This window comes from Streptomyces sp. NPDC027189 (assembly GCF_055566975.1).
Genome location: NZ_JBVHRI010000008.1, coordinates 58,342 through 74,635, shown reverse-complemented (window position 1 = coordinate 74,635; position 16,294 = coordinate 58,342). Strand labels below are relative to the sequence as shown.

Below are 16,294 nucleotides of genomic sequence, written 5' to 3'. Positions count from 1 at the left end.
GACTGAGGGCCGGACCACCCGAAGGTGGTCCGGCCCTCAGTGGCGGATGTCAGACGAGGTTCACCGAACGTGCCGACGTCGCGCCGATCTCCTCGGCGAGCTCGGAGAGGACGGCCTGCGAGACCGTGTCGTCGACGGTCAGGACCGCGAGGGCCTCGCCACCGGCCGCCGCGCGGGCGACCTGCATACCGGCGATGTTGATGCCCGCCTCGCCGAGGATGCGGCCGACGGTGCCGACGACGCCGGGACGGTCCTCGTAGCGGAGCACGACCATGTGCTCGGCGAGCGCGAGGTCCACGTCGTAGTCACCGACGGCGACGATCTTCTGCAGGTGCTTCGGGCCCGCGAGCGTGCCGGAGACCGAGACCTCCTCGCCGTTGCCGAGCGTGCCGCGCACGGTGACCACGTTGCGGTGGTCGGGGGACTCCGAGCTGGTCGTCAGGCGCACCTCGACGCCACGCTCCTGCGCGAACAGCGGGGCGTTGACGTACGACACGGTCTCGTCGACGACGTCCTCGAACACACCCTTGAGCGCGGAGAGTTCGAGCACCTTCACGTCGTGCTGGGTGATCTCTCCGTACACCTCGACGTCGAGGCGGACCGCGACCTCGCCCGCGAGGGCGGTGAAGATGCGACCGAGGCGCTCGGCGAGCGGCAGGCCCGGCTTGACGTCCTCGGCGATGACACCGCCCTGGACGTTCACCGCATCCGGGACCAGCTCACCGGCGAGGGCGAGGCGCACCGAGCGGGCGACGGAGATACCGGCCTTCTCCTGCGCCTCGTCCGTGGAGGCGCCGAGGTGCGGGGTGCAGACGACCTGGTCGAGCTCGAAGAGCGGGGAGTCCGTGCAGGGCTCCTTGGCGTACACGTCGAGGCCGGCGCCGGCGACGCGGCCTTCCTTGAGCGCCGAGTACAGCGCCTCCTCGTCGACGATCCCGCCACGCGCGGCGTTGACGATCCGTACCGACGGCTTGACCTTGTGCAGCGCCTCGTCACCGATGAGACCGACGGTCTCGGGGGTCTTGGGCAGGTGCACGGTGATGAAGTCGGAGACCTCGAGCAGCTCGTCGAGGGACAGCACCTTGACGCCCATCTGCGCGGCCCGGGCAGGCTGGACGTAGGGGTCGTACGCGACGACCTTCATGCCGAACGCCGACATGCGCTGGGCGACCAGCGCGCCGATGCGGCCAAGGCCGACGACGCCGAGGGTCTTCTCGGCGAGCTCGACACCGGTGTACTTGCTGCGCTTCCACTCGCCGTTCTTCAGCGCCGTGTTGGCCTGCGGAATGTGGCGCGCGGTGGCGAGGAGGAGACCGCAGGCCAGCTCGGCCGCGGTTACGATGTTCGAGGTGGGGGCGTTGACGACCATCACGCCGGCCTTGGTGGCGGCGGAGACGTCGACGTTGTCCAGGCCGACACCGGCTCGTGCGACGACCTTCAGCTTCTTGGCGGCGGCGACGGCCTCGGCGTCGACCTTGGTGGCCGAGCGGATCAGGATCGCGTCGACGTCGGCGATCGCGGGCAGCAGCTCGGCGCGGTCCGCGCCGTTCGCGTGCCGGATCTCGAAGTCCGGGCCCAGGGCGTCGACGGTCGCGGGCGACAGCTCTTCAGCGATGAGTACGACAGGTTTCGAGCTCACGTGAGTCCTCACAAGTCCAATGCGGACGGCCGTCCCGACGGCCGCAGGCGGTGGAGGGGTGTAGCGGCGCCGGGGAAGTGCGGGTGCGTTCCCGCGTCGTTCGGTGCGTGCTCTCGGTGTGCCGGACGAAGGCTCTCGTAGCGGAGCTACTTGGGCCTTCGGCCGGTGCGGCGAGAGTGCGTGCCGGGCGGCGTGGGGGCGTGCCTGCACTTCCTCGGTGTCGCTTGAGCCGCGTGGAAGACGCACGACGTTGTGGGCCTGACGCGTTGTTGATATGCAGCAGTGTAGTAGCGCTACGGGGGGCGTCTTGCGCCTCCGTGGAAGGATCACCCGGACGTGGCTGCCTCGGTGGACAACAGCGTTACCCGGGGTTCGACGATGGGGCCGGAACGTATGTTCCGGCCCCATCGTCGTCAGGCTTACGCCTCGTCGTCGTTGACCCAGCTCATGAGCTTGCGCAGCTCCTTGCCGGTGGTCTCCAGCAGGGACTCGGCGTCCTGCTTCTTGTACTCGTTGTACTTCTTCAGACCGGAGTGGTACTCCTCCATCCAGTTACGGGCGAACGTGCCGTCCTGGATCTCGGCGAGGACCTTCTTCATCTCGGCCTTGGTGGCGTCGGTGATGATGCGCGGGCCGGTCACGTAGTCGCCCCACTCGGCCGTCTCGGAGACGGACCAGCGCATCTTCTCCAGGCCGCCCTCGTACATGAGGTCGACGATGAGCTTCAGCTCGTGGAGGCACTCGAAGTACGCGATCTCCGGCTGGTAGCCGGCCTCGGTCAGCGTCTCGAAGCCCGCCTTGACCAGCGCGGCGGTACCACCACAGAGGACGGCCTGCTCACCGAACAGGTCGGTCTCGGTCTCCTCGGTGAAGGTCGTCTTGATGACGCCGGCGCGGGTGCCGCCGATGCCCTTGGCGTACGACAGCGCGAGCGCGAAGGCGCCTCCGGTCGCGTCCTGCTCGACGGCCGCGATGCAGGGAACGCCGCGACCCTCCTCGTACTGGCGGCGCACGAGGTGACCCGGGCCCTTGGGGGCGACCATGGCGACGTCGACGCCGGCCGGGGGCTTGATGAAGCCGAAGCGGATGTTCAGGCCGTGGCCGAAGAACAGCGCGTCGCCGTCCTTCAGGTTGCCCTGGATGGACTCCTCGTAGACCTGGGCCTGGATCGGGTCCGGCACCAGGATCATGATGACGTCGGCCTCGGCGGCGGCCTCCGACGGGGTCACCACGCGCAGGCCCTGCTCCTCGGCCTTCGCCTTGGACTTGGAGCCCTCGTGCAGACCGACGCGGACGTCGACACCCGAGTCACGCAGCGACAGCGCGTGGGCGTGGCCCTGGCTGCCGTAGCCGATGACCGCGACCTTGCGGCCCTGGATGATGGACAGGTCGGCGTCGTCGTCGTAGAACAGCTCGGCCACTGGGGTTCTCCTTGTTTTCCGGTATTGCCGGTGTTGCGTCCCACCGTACGGCGGGCGGGGGAAGGGAAGTTTTCGGGTCTCGGCATACGGGCGGTCGGCGATCACCTACCGCCCGTACCAAGACCGTTTACGGCCTCATGGAGACCGTTTAAAGACTTACGCCGATCGGTCCAGCGCGCGCAGCGAGCGGTCCGTGATCGAACGCGCCCCGCGCCCGATCGCGATCGTGCCGGACTGGACGAGCTCCTTGATGCCGAAGGGCTCCAGCATCTTGAGCATGGCCTCCAGCTTGTCGCTGCCGCCGGTGGCCTCGATGGTGACGGCCTCCGGGGAGACGTCCACGGTCTTGGCGCGGAACAGCTGGACGATCTCGACGATCTGGGAGCGCGTCTCGTTGTCGGCGCGCACCTTCACCAGAACGAGTTCGCGCTGCACCGCCGAGGACGGCTCCAGCTCGACGATCTTCAGAACGTTGACGAGCTTGTTGAGCTGTTTGGTGACCTGCTCGAGCGGGAGTGCCTCGATCACGTTCACCACGATGGTGATGCGGGAGATGTCGGGGTGCTCGGTGACACCGACGGCGAGCGAGTCGATGTTGAAGCCGCGCCGGGAGAACAGGGCGGCGATCCGGGCGAGGATGCCTGGCTTGTTCTCGACGAGGACGGAGAGGGTGTGCTTGCTCATGGTTCTGACTCGGCTCTCTCTCAGTCGTCTTCGTTGTCGCCGAAGTCGGGGCGGACGTCCCGAGCGGCCATGATCTCGTCGTTCGAGGTGCCGGCGGCGACCATCGGCCACACCATCGCGTCCTCGTGGACGATGAAGTCGACCACGACGGGGCGGTCGTTGATCGAGTTCGCCTCTTCGATGACCTTGTCGAGGTCGTCCGGGGACTCGCAGCGGATGGCGTAGCAGCCCATGGCCTCCGACAGCTTCACGAAGTCGGGAACGCGGGTGCCCGCGCTCGGCTCCTTGCCGGTCGCCTCGGGGCCCGAGTGCAGCACGGTGTTGGAGTAGCGCTGGTTGTAAAAGAGGGTCTGCCACTGGCGGACCATCCCGAGGGCACCGTTGTTGATGATGGCGACCTTGATCGGGATGTTGTTCAGGGCGCAGGTGGTGAGCTCCTGATTGGTCATCTGGAAGCAGCCGTCGCCGTCGATCGCCCAGACCGTCTGGTCCGGCTGCCCGGCCTTCGCGCCCATCGCCGCCGGGACCGCGTAGCCCATCGTTCCGGCGCCGCCGGAGTTCAGCCAGGTGGCGGGCTTCTCGTACTGGATGTAGTGCGCGGCCCACATCTGGTGCTGGCCGACGCCCGCGGCGAAGATCGTGCCCTCCGGGGCGAGCTTGCCGATGCGCTCGATGACCTGCTGCGGCGACAGCGAACCGTTGTCGGGCTGCTCGTAGCCCAGCGGGTATGTCTCGCGCCAGCGGTTGAGGTCCTTCCACCAAGTGGTGTAGTCGCCCTGGTGGCCCTCGCTGTGCTCCTTCTGCACCGCCTGGACCAGGTCGGCGATGACCTCACGGGCGTCACCGACGATCGGCACGTCGGCGGCGCGGTTCTTGCCGATCTCCGCCGGGTCGATGTCGGCGTGGACGATCTTGGCATACGGGGCGAAGCTGTCCAGCTTGCCGGTGACGCGGTCGTCGAAGCGGGCTCCGAGGGCGACGATCAGGTCTGCCTTCTGCAGCGCGGTGACGGCGGTGACCGCACCGTGCATGCCCGGCATTCCCACGTGCAGCGGGTGGCTGTCGGGGAATGCGCCGAGCGCCATCAGTGTGGTGGTGACGGGCGCTCCGGTGAGTTCTGCGAGGACCTTCAGCTCGGCGGTGGCGTTCGCCTTGAGGACGCCACCGCCGACGTACAGGACGGGCCGCTTGGCCTGGGTGATCAGCTTGGCGGCCTCGCGGATCTGCTTGGCGTGCGGCTTGGTGACCGGGCGGTAGCCGGGCAGGTCCTGGGTCGGCGGCCACTGGAAGGTGGTCTGCGCCTGAAGGGCGTCCTTGGCGATGTCGACGAGGACGGGCCCCGGGCGGCCGGTGGAGGCGATGTGGAAGGCCTCCGCGATCGTCCGCGGAATGTCCTCGGCCTTGGTCACCAGGAAGTTGTGCTTGGTGATCGGCATGGTGATGCCGACGATGTCCGCCTCCTGGAAGGCGTCCGTGCCGATCGCCTTGGACGCGACCTGCCCGGTGATCGCCACGAGCGGCACCGAGTCCATGTGCGCGTCGGCGATCGGGGTCACCAGGTTGGTGGCGCCCGGGCCGCTGGTGGCCATGCAGACGCCGACCTTGCCGGTGGCCTGCGCGTAGCCGGTGGCCGCGTGGCCCGCGCCCTGCTCGTGGCGGACGAGCACGTGCCGCACGCGCTTGGAGTCCATCAGCGGGTCGTAGGCCGGGAGGATCGCACCGCCGGGGATGCCGAATACCGTCTCGGCCCCGACCTCCTCGAGAGAGCGGATGAGGGACTGCGCACCCGTGACGCGCTCGGGGGCGGACTGCTGTCCTCCGGAACGGGGCCGCGGCTGCGGATGGTGGGCCCCGGTGGCCTGCTCGGTCATCGGCATTCTCTTCTCGATGCTGAGGGTTTTTGCGAGTTTTGTGCGGTGTACGACTGGTGCCTGTGCAACAAAAAACCCCTCGTGCCGTGAGGCAAGCGAGGGGAGCGCGCCGGGTGCGGTCGCTGGGTGTTCCGGGTCCGTCCGGTGGTCACCAAGCTTCAGCCGACGCGCTTTCCAAGTACGAGAATTCGGGTGCGCATGGCATTGACCCTCCCCCCGGCACGCACTGACTGTCAAGTGGGTGGGACGGGAGTCTCATTATGTGAGCGGAGGGCAGTTCCGCCCCCGAAAACAGCGGGCACACCACTCGTATACACCCCTGCGCGGCCGCCCGCGAACGCTGGCTCGACCGGCCCGTGCGGCACCGGATAGTGGCCGGAAGACAGCGCCCGGCGCAGCCGGTACTCGTCGAGCGGCCCCGAGAAGGCCATGCCCTGCCCATGGGTGCAGCCCATCGCGCGCAGGGCGATGACCTGTTCCGGAAGATCGACCCCGTCGGCCACGGACTGCAGCCCCAGGTCGGTGGCGATCCGCAGCAGCCCGCTGGTGATCTTGTGCAACCGGGCGGACTCGACGACACCTTCGACGAGACCTCTGTCGAGTTTGAGCATGTCGATGGGGAGCCTTCTGAGTGCCGTGATGGCGGCATATCCGCTGCCGAAGCCATCCAGGGCGACCCGGACGCCGAGCCGCCTGAGCGCGTTCAGCCGGCGCTCCAGCTCGTCCAGGGAGACCCGGGGGTCAGTGTCGGACAGCTCCACGATCAGGGCGCCGGAGGGAAGGCCGTGCCGGGTCAGCAGAGCTTCCACGGAGCCGACGGGCAGCGAGCGGTCCAGCAGGCGCCGGGCATTCATCCGGACGGCGACGGGCACGGCGGCGCCCGCGGCCGCGCGCTGGGCGGCCTGCTCGACGGCCTCTTCGAGCATCCACCGGCCCAGCTCGGCGGTCTTGTCACTGTCCTCGGCGACGCGCAGGAACTCGGCGGGCATGAAGAGCACCCCCTGGGAGGAGCGCCAGCGCGCCTGCGCGGTGACCGATGTGATCCGGCCGTTTTCGAGCGACACTACGGGCTGGTGCAGCAGCGTGAACTCGCCGTCCTGAAGAGCCGAGCGCAGCCGGGTGGCCAGCTCAGCCTTCCGTACGACGTCCTGCTGCATCTGGGGCGCGTACAACTCGACGCGTCCCTTGCCGGCCGCCTTGGCGCGGTACATGGCGAGGTCGGCGTTGCGCAGCAGTTCGCCGGCGCCCAGGCCCGGTTCGGCGAAGCCGACTCCGATGGACGCGGCGACCCGGACATCGTTGCCGTCGATGGCGTACGGCTGTGAGAGCTTGATCCTCAGGCGGTCGGCCAGCTCCAGGATCTGCTGCTCGCGCGGGGCGCGGTCGCGGGTGCCGTCGCCGACGATCAGGGCCGCGAACTCGTCGCCGCCGAGGCGGGCGGCGGTGTCGCCGTGCCGCACCGAGTCCTGGAGTCTGCGGGCGGCCTGGACGAGGAGCTCGTCGCCGGCCTGGTGCCCGATCGTGTCGTTGACGGCCTTGAAGCCGTCGAGGTCGATGAACAGGACGGCGGTGCCGCGGTCGGAGGAGCGGCGGCCGGAGAGCGCCTGCTGGACGCGCCGGGTGAACAGCGCGCGGTTGGGCAGGTCGGTGAGCGGGTCGTGCTCGGCGTTGTGCTGCAACTGCGCCTGCAGACGCACCCGTTCGGTCACGTCACGGCTGTTGAAGATGAGGCCGCCCTGGTGCCGGTTGACGGTGGACTCGACATTGAGCCAGCCGCCGTCGCCGGACCGGAAGCGGCACTCGATGCGGGTGGTGGGTTCCTCGATGTGGCTGGCCGCCAGGAAACGTCGCACTTCGTGCACTACGCAGCCGAGGTCCTCGGGGTGGATGAGCGAGGCGAGCTCGGAGCCGACGAGTTCGTCGGCGTCGCGTCCGTAGACCCCGGCGGCGGCCGGGCTGACGTACCGCAGGATTCCGTTGGGCGCGGCGATCATGATCACGTCGCTGGAGCCCTGCACCAGGGAGCGGAAGTGGTTCTCCTTCTGGGCCAGCTCCTGGGTGAGGGTGATGTTGTCGAGCAGCATGATGCCCTGGCGCACGACGAGGGCGAGCACGACGAGCCCTGCGGTGATGAGCACCACGCGGTCTACATTGCGACCGTTCAGGACGTTGTAGAGGATCCCCAGCGTGCAGACGGCGGCGGCCAGGTAGGGCGTGAGCGCGGCCAGCGATCCGGCGATCGGGCGCGTGGCCGGGTACCGGCTGTGGCCGCCTTCCTGGAGAAGGCTGTGGCCACCTTCCTGAAGGAGGCTGTGGCCACCTTCCTGGAGGAGCACGTGCATGTGTCCTCCCTGCTGTCCGTCCTGCCGCTTCGCCTGATGTCCGTGCTGCCGCTGTTGGCCGTGATGGCCTTGTCGAGCTTGATGTCCGTGCTGCTCCTGGTGCCCTTCTTGGCGCTGTCCCGGGATGTGTTCGTGCACCACGCGCGCGTGCCCGTTCGCCGGCCCGTCCGCGTCTGGCTGTCCGTGCCGGGTGCCCACCCAGGGGGCGTACGCGAGGAGCAGCGAGCCGGCGAACCAGCCAGCGTCGAGGAGCTGCCCGGAGTGGTAGCTGTTGTGCAGGAGGGGCGAGGTGAACAGGGCGTCGCACATCACGGTCAGGGCGAGTGCCCCGATCGCCGTGTTCACCGCCGATCTGTTCACCGACGAGCGCCGGAAGTGCAGCGCCAGCACCATGCTGACCAGGGCGATGTCCAGCAGCGGGTACGCCAGCGACAGTGCCGTGTGCGCGACACTCGGCCCGTCGAACTTCGCGGCCTGGGCCAGCGCGAGGCTCCAGGACAGCGTGAGCAGCGAGCCGCCGATCAGCCAGGCGTCCAGCGCGAGACACACCCAACCCGCCTTGGTGACGGGCCTCTTGGCGAGCACGAGCAGTCCCACGATGGCGGGCGGCGCGAAGCACAGGAAGAACAGGTCGGCGTAGCTCGGGCTGGGCACCGGGCGGCTGAGGACGACCTCGTACCACCCCCAGACCAGGTTGCCGAGCGAGGCCATGGCGGAGGAGAGCGCGAACAGCAGCCATGCGGGTCGAAAGCGGCTGCGGCGGCTGCGCGCGTAGCGGAAGCAGGAGACCGCAGCGGTGCCCGCCGCGGCGCTCAGCCCGAAGTCGCCCATGATCAGCGCGAGGCCCGCGGAGCCCCAGCCGATCGCGGAACCGACGGCGTATCCCGCGCACACCAGGGCCAGTACGAGTTGCGAGACCAGGCCCGTCCCGCCGCCGAATACCGGCCGGCGGGTCAGCAGCGCCACTGGGGAACTCACCGGACCCACCCGGTCCGCGCTCCGGGGTCCCGCTGGTCCCCGTGCGCTGGGTGCGCATGCCTCCGGCGGCCGCTGTGCCTGCGGTGGGGATGGCCACCGTGGCCACGTCTGCGCGTGGCCGCGCGCCAGGGTCGTCGGCGGCCCCGCCGCGTCGGATGGTTCGTCCATAGGCCGTGCATCGCCCGTCGCCCCCCTCGCAGTCTCAAATGTCCATCCCCGGCGCCGAACGGTGCGCGGCGCATCCCCTGTCGGGACGATACACCAGTCTCGTCACTCAGGGACATAGTTCCTCTACGCTCCGTAACGACCAGGGAAGATGCCCGCACTGCCCGCGTTCGAGTAACTGCGGAGGGTGCTCGAAGCGGACGTGGAGCGAACGGGCCGTGACTTACGCGCCGGTGGTAAGGACCACGTTCCGCAGCGGCTCCCGGTTCACGAAACGGTTCAACTGCTCCACCAGGAGCCGTTTGGCGCGCGGCAGGAACGCCGAGGTGGGCCCGCCGACATGGGGGCTGATGAGCACGCCGGGCGCGTGCCACAAGGGGTGGCCCTTCGGCAGCGGCTCGGGATCGGTGACGTCGAGGGCCGCGGTGATGCGCCCGCTCTCCAGCTCGGCGAGGAGCGCCTTGGTGTCGACGACGGGGCCGCGGGCGACGTTCACGAGGAGCGCGCCGTCCTTCATCCGGGACAGGAAATCGGCGTTCACCAGGCCACGCGTGCTGTCCGTGAGGGGCGTCGAGAGCACCACGATGTCGGCTTCCGGAAGCAGAGAAGGCAGTTCTGTGAGCGGATGCACCAGACCGCGCGCCGTGGTGCGCTCAGAGCGCGCGACGCGCGCCACCCGCGCCAGCTCGAAGGGCGCGAGCCGGTCCTCGATGGCGGACCCGATCGACCCGTACCCGACGATCAGTACGGACTTGTCGGCCAGCGCGGGATAGAAGCCCGAGCGCCACTCCTCCTTGTCCTGGCCTCGCACGAAGCCGGGGATGCCCCGCAGCGAGGCGAGGATCAGGGCGAGGGTGAGCTCGCCGGTGCTCGCCTCGTGCACCCCCTGGGCGTTGCACAACCGCACGCCCGGGCGCAGGAACTTGAGGCTCGGCTGGACGTGGTCGACACCGGCGGAGAGCGTCTGCACGACCTGGACCGATGTCATTTCGGCCATGGGCCGCTGCGAGACGACGGGCCCCTTCATATAGGGCACGACATAGAACTCACAGGCGGCGGGATCAGCGGGAAACTCCTGGTCGCCGTCCCAGAAGCGGTAGTTGAGGCCCTCGGGGAGGCCGTCGATCTCGTCGCCGTGAAAAGGAAGCCACACATCGGAAGTCATGGTCCGGAGGCTATGCGAAGCGCCCGCGCGTGCAGAGGTTAGTTTGGGGTGCCAGGAAAGGGAGGGTGCGGCCAGGTGGAGCGCAGGACGATCGGGGCTGCGGCGCTCGATGTGGGGGCGGTCGGGCTCGGGTGCATGCCGATGAGCTGGGCGTACACCGGTTCGCGGCAGCGCGGTGAGGAGTCGCTCCGCGCGGTGCACACGGCGCTCGACCGGGGTTCGACGCTGCTCGACACCGCCGACATGTACGGGCCCTTCACCAACGAACTGTTGGTGGGGCGGGTGCTCAAGGAGCGACGCTCCGAGGCCTTCGTGTCGACCAAGGTCGGCCTGCTGGTCGGCGAGCAGCACATCGTGGCCAATGGCCGCCCCGGCTATGTGAAGCGGGCGTGCGACGCCTCGCTGCGGCGCCTGCAGACGGAGGTGATCGACCTCTATCAGCTGCACCGCGCGGACCCGGAGGTTCCGGTCGAGGAGACCTGGGGAGCGATGGCCGAACTCGTGTCGGCCGGAAAGGTGCGGTCGCTCGGACTGTGCGCGGTGGGTGCCCGATCGGCCCGCCGCTCGGGGGCACGGCTGCACGACGGAACGATTCGGCAGCTGGAGCGGGTGCAGCAGGTCTTCCCGGTGAGTGCTGTGGAGGCCGAGCTGTCCGTGTGGTCGACGGAGGCGCTGGACGCACTCCTGCCGTGGTGCACGGCGCGCGGGGTCGGCTTCCTGGCCGCGATGCCGCTCGGCAACGGCTTCCTGACCGGCACGCTGACCCCGGGCGAGGGCTTCGAACCCGACGACGTACGCGCCCGCCACCCCCGCTTCACCGCCGAGATGATGGCCGCGAACCAGCCCATCGTCGCAGGGCTGCGGCGCATCGCCCGGCGGCACGGAGACGACGAGAACACGGTCACGCCCGCGCAGGTGGCGCTGGCGTGGGTGCTGGCGCAGGGGCCGCACGTGGTGCCGGTGCCGGGGGCCAAGCGGGAGCGCTGGGTCACGGAGAACGCGGGGGCGGCCGGGCTGCGGCTGACGGCGGAGGATCTCGCGGAGGTGGCGGGGCTGCCGGGGGCGCGGGGATCCTGGGACTGAGGCCCGGTGCGCGGAGTCCTCGGGTGTGATCGGGAACCTGGGACACGCGAGCGGTGTATGAACAGTAGGACCGCCGCGTCGAAGGGACCTTGATGGTGCAACGTCGAGCAGTGACAGCCGTGTTGGCCGCGGCCGCGCTTCTGGTGACGGCCGGTTGTTCCTCCGACGGCGGAGGGAAGTCGGACGGCGGCTTCCCGAGCACGGGGAGTACGAAGCCGGGATCGTCGCCCTCGGAGCAGGCCGCCGAGGAGACACCACCCGCCAAGGGCTCGGTGAAGGTCGTGCGCACCGTCACCGAGGACCTCAAGACCCCCTGGGGCCTGGCACCGCTGCCCGAGGGCGGCCTGCTGGTGTCCTCGCGGGACGAGGGGACGATCACGCGGGTCGACGAGAGGACCGGCAAGAAGACGGAGCTGGGCCAGGTGCCGGGGGTGGCCCCCGCCGGGGAGGGCGGCCTCCTGGGCATCGCGCTCTCCCCCGGCTACGCGTCCGACCACATGATCTACGCCTACTTCACAACGGCCTCGGACAACCGCATCGTCCGCATGCTGTACGACGAGCGGAAGCCCGCCGGGGAGCAGCTAGGCGCGCCGGACACGATCTTCAAGGGCATCCCCAAGGGAGTGATCCACAACGGCGGCCGGATCGCGTTCGGCCCGGACAAGATGCTGTACGCGGGCGCGGGCGAGACGGGTGACCGGGGGCTGGCCCAGGACAAGAAGGCGCTGGGCGGCAAGATCCTTCGCATGACACCGGACGGCGAGCCGGCGCCGGGCAATCCATTCGGCGACTCGGTCGTCTACTCGTACGGGCATCGCAACGTCCAGGGCCTCGCCTGGGACGACAAACAGCGCCTGTGGGCCTCCGAGTTCGGCCAGGACACCTGGGACGAGCTCAACCAGATCAAGCCGGGCGACAACTACGGCTGGCCGGTGGTCGAGGGCAAGGGCGACAACCCCAAGTACCACAACCCGATCGCCCAGTGGCACACGGACGACGCCTCGCCCAGCGGCATCGCCTACGCCGAGGGCTCCATATGGATGGCGGGCCTCAAGGGCGAACGCCTGTGGCGCATTCCCCTGAACGGCACGAAGGCCTCCGCCGCCCCCGAGGCCTTCCTCACGGGCACATACGGCCGCCTGCGCACGGTCGTCTCCGCGGGCGGCGACAAACTCTGGCTGACGACGAGCGAGACGGACGGGCGCGGGAGCCCCGGCAAGGGGGACGACAGGATTCTGGAGCTGGAGGTGAAGTAGGAGGTGACGTAGGAGGCGTAGGAGGTGAGGTAGAGGAGGAGGCAGACGCACGGGGCCTCAGGACTCGCCGGGCTCCGGCACGGATTTCTCCGCGGTGCCCGCTCGCTCCGCCACGGGTTCCTCCGCGGTGCTCGCCCGCTTCGAGACGGGCTCCTCCCCCGCGCCGGCCTCGTCCGGGCTCGGCGGCTCCGGCTCGTGCTTCGGCAGCCGTACGACCACCTTGCCCGAGGACAGGTCTATGGGGCCGCGGCCAGGGTCGGCGTCGTTCAGGTCCACACGGGTCAGTTCCAGGCGTTTGCGTTCGTCGTTGGTGTGCTTGCGGCCTGGTGCGAAGAGCTCCTCGAACATGTTGAACACGGCGCCTCCCTCGGCCCGGATCCCTTACAGCGTAGGTCTCAGCCCACCACCTGGGCAGCGGGGGCCTCCGGCGGGAACAGCCGCAGCCGGTGCGCCAGGGCCGCCGCCTCCCCCCGTCCTGAGACGTCCAGCTTGGCCAGAATGTTCGAGACGTGGACGCTGGCCGTCTTCGGGGAGATGAAGAGTTCCTCGGCGATCTGGCGGTTACTGCGGCCGGCGGCGACCAGGCGGAGGACGTCGCGCTCGCGGCTGGTGAGGCCGAGCGCCAGTGCCGGGTCCACAGGGGCGAGGACGGATGGCTCGGGGGCGTGGACCAGGGCGAGGCGGGCCCGCTGGGCGAGCAGCGCGACGGCGTCGGCGAGCGGACGCGCGCCCAGGTGGTCGGCCACCGCCCGGGCCAGCCGCAGGAGCTCCGTGGCGCGGGTACGGTCGCCCTCGTCGGCGCCCGACGTCAGCAGGGCCTCGGCAAGGCGGTGGCGGACACGGGCGAGGTCGTAGGGGCGCTCCAGGGGCTCGAAGGCGGTGACCGCCTCGGACCAGTCGTGCGGGGTGGTCACGCCCTCGGCGCGGCGGAGTTCGGCGCGCACCCATTCCTGGTGGGCGAGCCAGATGGGCGCGCCCGTGGCCAGGGACTTCGCGGCCTTGCGGATGCGCTCCACGGTCTCGGCGCGGCCCGGTTCGGTGGCGGGCAGTCCGTGGGCGTCCGCCTCCGCCGTGGCGGCGGCGAGCAGCAGTGGCCAGCCATAGCGCTGGGTGCCGGGCGGGAAGCCCGCGTCCAGCGTCTGTTCCAGGGTGGCGCGGACGTCGAGGAGGCGGCCCTCGGCGGCGGCGATGCCGATCGCGGTGCGCACCAGCGGCAGGGAGTGCTGCGGCGTGGGGTCGTGGGTGCCGAAGTGGTCGCGGGCGGCGGCCAGTTGGCGTCCGGCCTCGGGGAGGTCGCCGCGGGCGAGGGCGAGGCGCGCCAGGCGGGAGGCGCCGACGCCGGACGGCTTGCCGCTGAGTCCGATGCGCAGCGTGTTCCGCGCGGCCTCCAGGGCCTCGTCCCACCGGCCGAGCGCGTAGAGCGACTCCGAGAGGTTGCCCCAGATCCAGGCCTGGGTGTCCAACAGGCCGTTCTTCCGCGCGAGTTCGACGCCCTCCCGCAAGACCGTGACGGCCTCGCGGGAGCGGCCGACCGACTCCAGATGGGACGGCAGGTTGATGTGCAGGCGGCCCACGACGACGGAGGTGCCGTAGCGGCTCACCCGCTCCCTGACTTCGTACATCTCCGCGAGCCCCGCCTCGACGTCACCCGCGTCGACCATGAGGCCGCCGAGCGTGAGCCGGGCGTTCAGCTCGATGTCCCGGGCGCCCACCATGCGCGCGTACTCCACGGCTCGCTCGGCGGCAGACAGCGCGCCCGGGCCCGGCTCGTGGAGCATGCACCAGGCGGCGACGGTGGACAGGACCTCGGCGTGCACCTCCGACGGCGGCAGCCCACGCACCAGGTCCTGGGCGGTGGCGAGCTCCTGCCGGCCGTCGCCGCGGGCCTGCGCCTGGACCAGGCGGGAGCGCTGGATCCAGAACCAGGCGGCGCGCAGGGGGTCGTCCTCGTCCTCCAGGAGGCGCAGCGCCTTCCTGGTGATCTTCAGGGCGCGCTCGCGCTCCCCGCACAGCCGGCCCGCGACGGCCGCCTCGGCCATCAGGTCGAGATAGCGCAGCGGCGTGGTCTCCGGGTCGCAGCCGCTGGGGGTCCCCCCACGCCCTTTAGGCAGTGGGGGAGGGTAGATCTCCACGTAGTCAACGGGGCGCAGTTCGGCCCGTACGGCGTCGGGGGCGACGTCCCACAGCTCCATCGCCCGCTCCAGGAGCCGCAGTTGCTCGGAGTGGGCGTGACGGCAGCGCGCCTCGGCGGCGGCGTCGAGGACGGCGGGGAGGGCCTTGGCGGCGTCATGGGCGTGATACCAGTAGCTGGCCAGGCGGGTGGGCCGCTCGTCGGCCGGGACGAGCGTCGGGTCGGCCTCCAGGGCCTCCGCGTAGCGGCGGTTGAAGCGGGAGCGCTCGCCGGGCAGCAGGTCGTCGCTGACGGCCTCGCGGACCAGGGAGTGGCGGAAGCGGTAGCCGTCGCCGCCGGGCGAGGCGAGCAGGATGTTGGCGCCGACGGCGACCCGCAGCGCCTCGATGAGGTCGTCCTCGGCGAGCCGGGCCACGGCGGCCAGCAGGGAGTACTCGACGGTGGAACCGCCCTCGGCGACGATCCGGGCGACCCGCTGGGCGCTCTCGGGCAGGCCTTCGACGCGTACCAGGAGCAGGTCGCGGAGGGAGTCCGTGAGCCCCGTACGACAGCCCTCGTGCGCGGCGACGGCGAGTTCCTCGACGAAGAACGCGTTGCCGTCGGAGCGGGCGAAGATCTCGTCGACCTGGGCCGGGTCGGGTTCGTGGGCGAGGATTCCGGCGATCTGGCGGCCGACTTCGGCGCGGCTGAAGCGGCCGAGTTCGATGCGGGTGACCGTGCGAAGGCGGTCGAGTTCGGCGAGGAGGGGGCGCAGCGGGTGGCGGCGGTGGATGTCGTCGGCGCGGTAGGTGGCGATCACGACGAGGCGGCCGCTGCGCAACGTGCGGAAGAGATAGGCGAGCAGGTGGCGGGTGGAGGCGTCGGCCCAGTGCAGGTCTTCGAGGATGACGACGACTGTGCGGTCGGCGGCGACTCGCTCCAGGAGACGTGCGGTGAGTTCGAAGAGGCGGGCCATGCCCTCCTCGTCGTACGGCCGTCCTCGGGCCGCCTCGCCCAGTTCGGGCAGCAGCCGGGCCAGCTCCTCCTCCTGTCCGGCGGCCGCGGCGGCGAGTTCGTCCGGCAGCAGGCGGCGCAGGGCGCGCAGTGCGGTGGAGAACGGTGCGAAGGGCAGCCCGTCGGCGCCGATCTCGACGCAGCCGCCGCAGGCGACGACGGCACCCTCGCGAGCGGCGATGGCGGCGAACTCCTCGAGGAGGCGGGTCTTGCCGACCCCGGCCTCGCCGCCGAGCAGCAACGCCTGCGGCTCTCCCCCAGTGCTGGACGCCGGGGAGGTACCCCCGGCGGCAGCACGGGCGAGCGCATCGTTCAACACCCCCAGTTCGTCGGCGCGTCCGACGAACACCGGGCTGACGGACCTGGACTCCACAGGCCCGAGCATCGCACAGGGGTCCGACAGCGCGGCACCGGTTATCGGGAGGACGGCGGTTGATCCGGGCGGCACCGGCCCGGGACGACGACCGACCCCCGTACGGCCGTCCTCCCGTGCCCCGGCGCTCACGCGGCGCGGGCGAACCGGTTCCGGCGGGGGCACCGGGTATGGCCCTGCCCCTCGGATTCGT

General features: G+C 70.4%; 10 protein-coding genes. 2 read left to right on the top strand and 8 right to left on the bottom strand.

From position 1 onward, the window contains the following. Positions 1 to 49: 49 nt before the first annotated feature. The 6 genes from serA to ACZ4RZ_RS21065 form a co-directional block, all read right to left on the bottom strand. A complete protein-coding gene (gene serA, locus ACZ4RZ_RS21090; RefSeq protein ID WP_467746588.1) occupies positions 50 to 1,639 on the bottom strand; it encodes a phosphoglycerate dehydrogenase in 1,590 nt (529 codons plus the stop codon). A 419-nt stretch (positions 1,640 to 2,058) separates the two neighbouring features. After that, positions 2,059 to 3,060: a ketol-acid reductoisomerase gene (ilvC, locus tag ACZ4RZ_RS21085; protein WP_189188895.1), complete on the bottom strand. Its 1,002-nt coding sequence runs from the start codon at positions 3,058 to 3,060 to the stop codon at positions 2,059 to 2,061. Positions 3,061 to 3,216: 156 nt separating this feature from the next. Next, entirely contained in the window at positions 3,217 to 3,744 is a 528-nt protein-coding gene (gene ilvN / locus ACZ4RZ_RS21080) for an acetolactate synthase small subunit (RefSeq protein ID WP_189188894.1), read from the bottom strand. 20 nt (positions 3,745 to 3,764) lie between these two features. Next, on the bottom strand, positions 3,765 to 5,621 hold the full coding sequence (locus ACZ4RZ_RS21075) for an acetolactate synthase large subunit (protein WP_467746586.1): 1,857 nt from the start codon (positions 5,619 to 5,621) through the stop codon (positions 3,765 to 3,767). A gap of 227 nt (positions 5,622 to 5,848) precedes the next feature. Beyond that, on the bottom strand, positions 5,849 to 8,935 hold the full coding sequence (locus tag ACZ4RZ_RS21070) for a putative bifunctional diguanylate cyclase/phosphodiesterase (protein ID WP_467746584.1): 3,087 nt from the start codon (positions 8,933 to 8,935) through the stop codon (positions 5,849 to 5,851). A gap of 388 nt (positions 8,936 to 9,323) precedes the next feature. Then, positions 9,324 to 10,265 carry a 2-hydroxyacid dehydrogenase gene (locus ACZ4RZ_RS21065; protein WP_467746582.1) on the bottom strand — a complete coding sequence of 314 codons (942 nt, stop codon included), beginning with the start codon at positions 10,263 to 10,265 and terminating at the stop codon, positions 9,324 to 9,326. A gap of 75 nt (positions 10,266 to 10,340) precedes the next feature. Here ACZ4RZ_RS21065 and ACZ4RZ_RS21060 point away from each other — a divergent pair, with 75 nt between their 5' ends. After that, positions 10,341 to 11,348 carry an aldo/keto reductase gene (locus ACZ4RZ_RS21060; RefSeq protein ID WP_467746581.1) on the top strand — a complete coding sequence of 336 codons (1,008 nt, stop codon included), beginning with the start codon at positions 10,341 to 10,343 and terminating at the stop codon, positions 11,346 to 11,348. Positions 11,349 to 11,440: 92 nt separating this feature from the next. Continuing rightward, positions 11,441 to 12,604 carry a PQQ-dependent sugar dehydrogenase gene (locus ACZ4RZ_RS21055; RefSeq protein ID WP_467746579.1) on the top strand — a complete coding sequence of 388 codons (1,164 nt, stop codon included), beginning with the start codon at positions 11,441 to 11,443 and terminating at the stop codon, positions 12,602 to 12,604. A gap of 57 nt (positions 12,605 to 12,661) precedes the next feature. On the opposite strand, the gene ACZ4RZ_RS21050 is transcribed toward ACZ4RZ_RS21055, so the two are convergent. Next, positions 12,662 to 12,961: a DUF6191 domain-containing protein gene (locus ACZ4RZ_RS21050; RefSeq protein ID WP_467746578.1), complete on the bottom strand. Its 300-nt coding sequence runs from the start codon at positions 12,959 to 12,961 to the stop codon at positions 12,662 to 12,664. Between the two features lie 38 nt (positions 12,962 to 12,999). Next, positions 13,000 to 16,113 (bottom strand): helix-turn-helix transcriptional regulator, encoded by a 3,114-nt coding sequence (locus ACZ4RZ_RS21045; protein ID WP_467746576.1) that lies wholly within the window; start codon positions 16,111 to 16,113, stop codon positions 13,000 to 13,002. Positions 16,114 to 16,294 lie beyond the last annotated feature (181 nt).

Bases quoted from the DNA above. Each gene is read 5' to 3' on its own strand.
- ACZ4RZ_RS21065 (WP_467746582.1), bottom strand. From the start codon at position 10,265: ATGACTTCCGATGTGTGGCTTCCTTTTCACGGCGACGAGATCGACGGC.
- ACZ4RZ_RS21055 (WP_467746579.1), top strand. From the start codon at position 11,441: ATGGTGCAACGTCGAGCAGTGACAGCCGTGTTGGCCGCGGCCGCGCTT.
- ilvN (WP_189188894.1), bottom strand. From the start codon at position 3,744: ATGAGCAAGCACACCCTCTCCGTCCTCGTCGAGAACAAGCCAGGCATC.
- ACZ4RZ_RS21075 (WP_467746586.1), bottom strand. From the start codon at position 5,621: ATGCCGATGACCGAGCAGGCCACCGGGGCCCACCATCCGCAGCCGCGG.
- ACZ4RZ_RS21045 (WP_467746576.1), bottom strand. From the start codon at position 16,113: ATGCTCGGGCCTGTGGAGTCCAGGTCCGTCAGCCCGGTGTTCGTCGGA.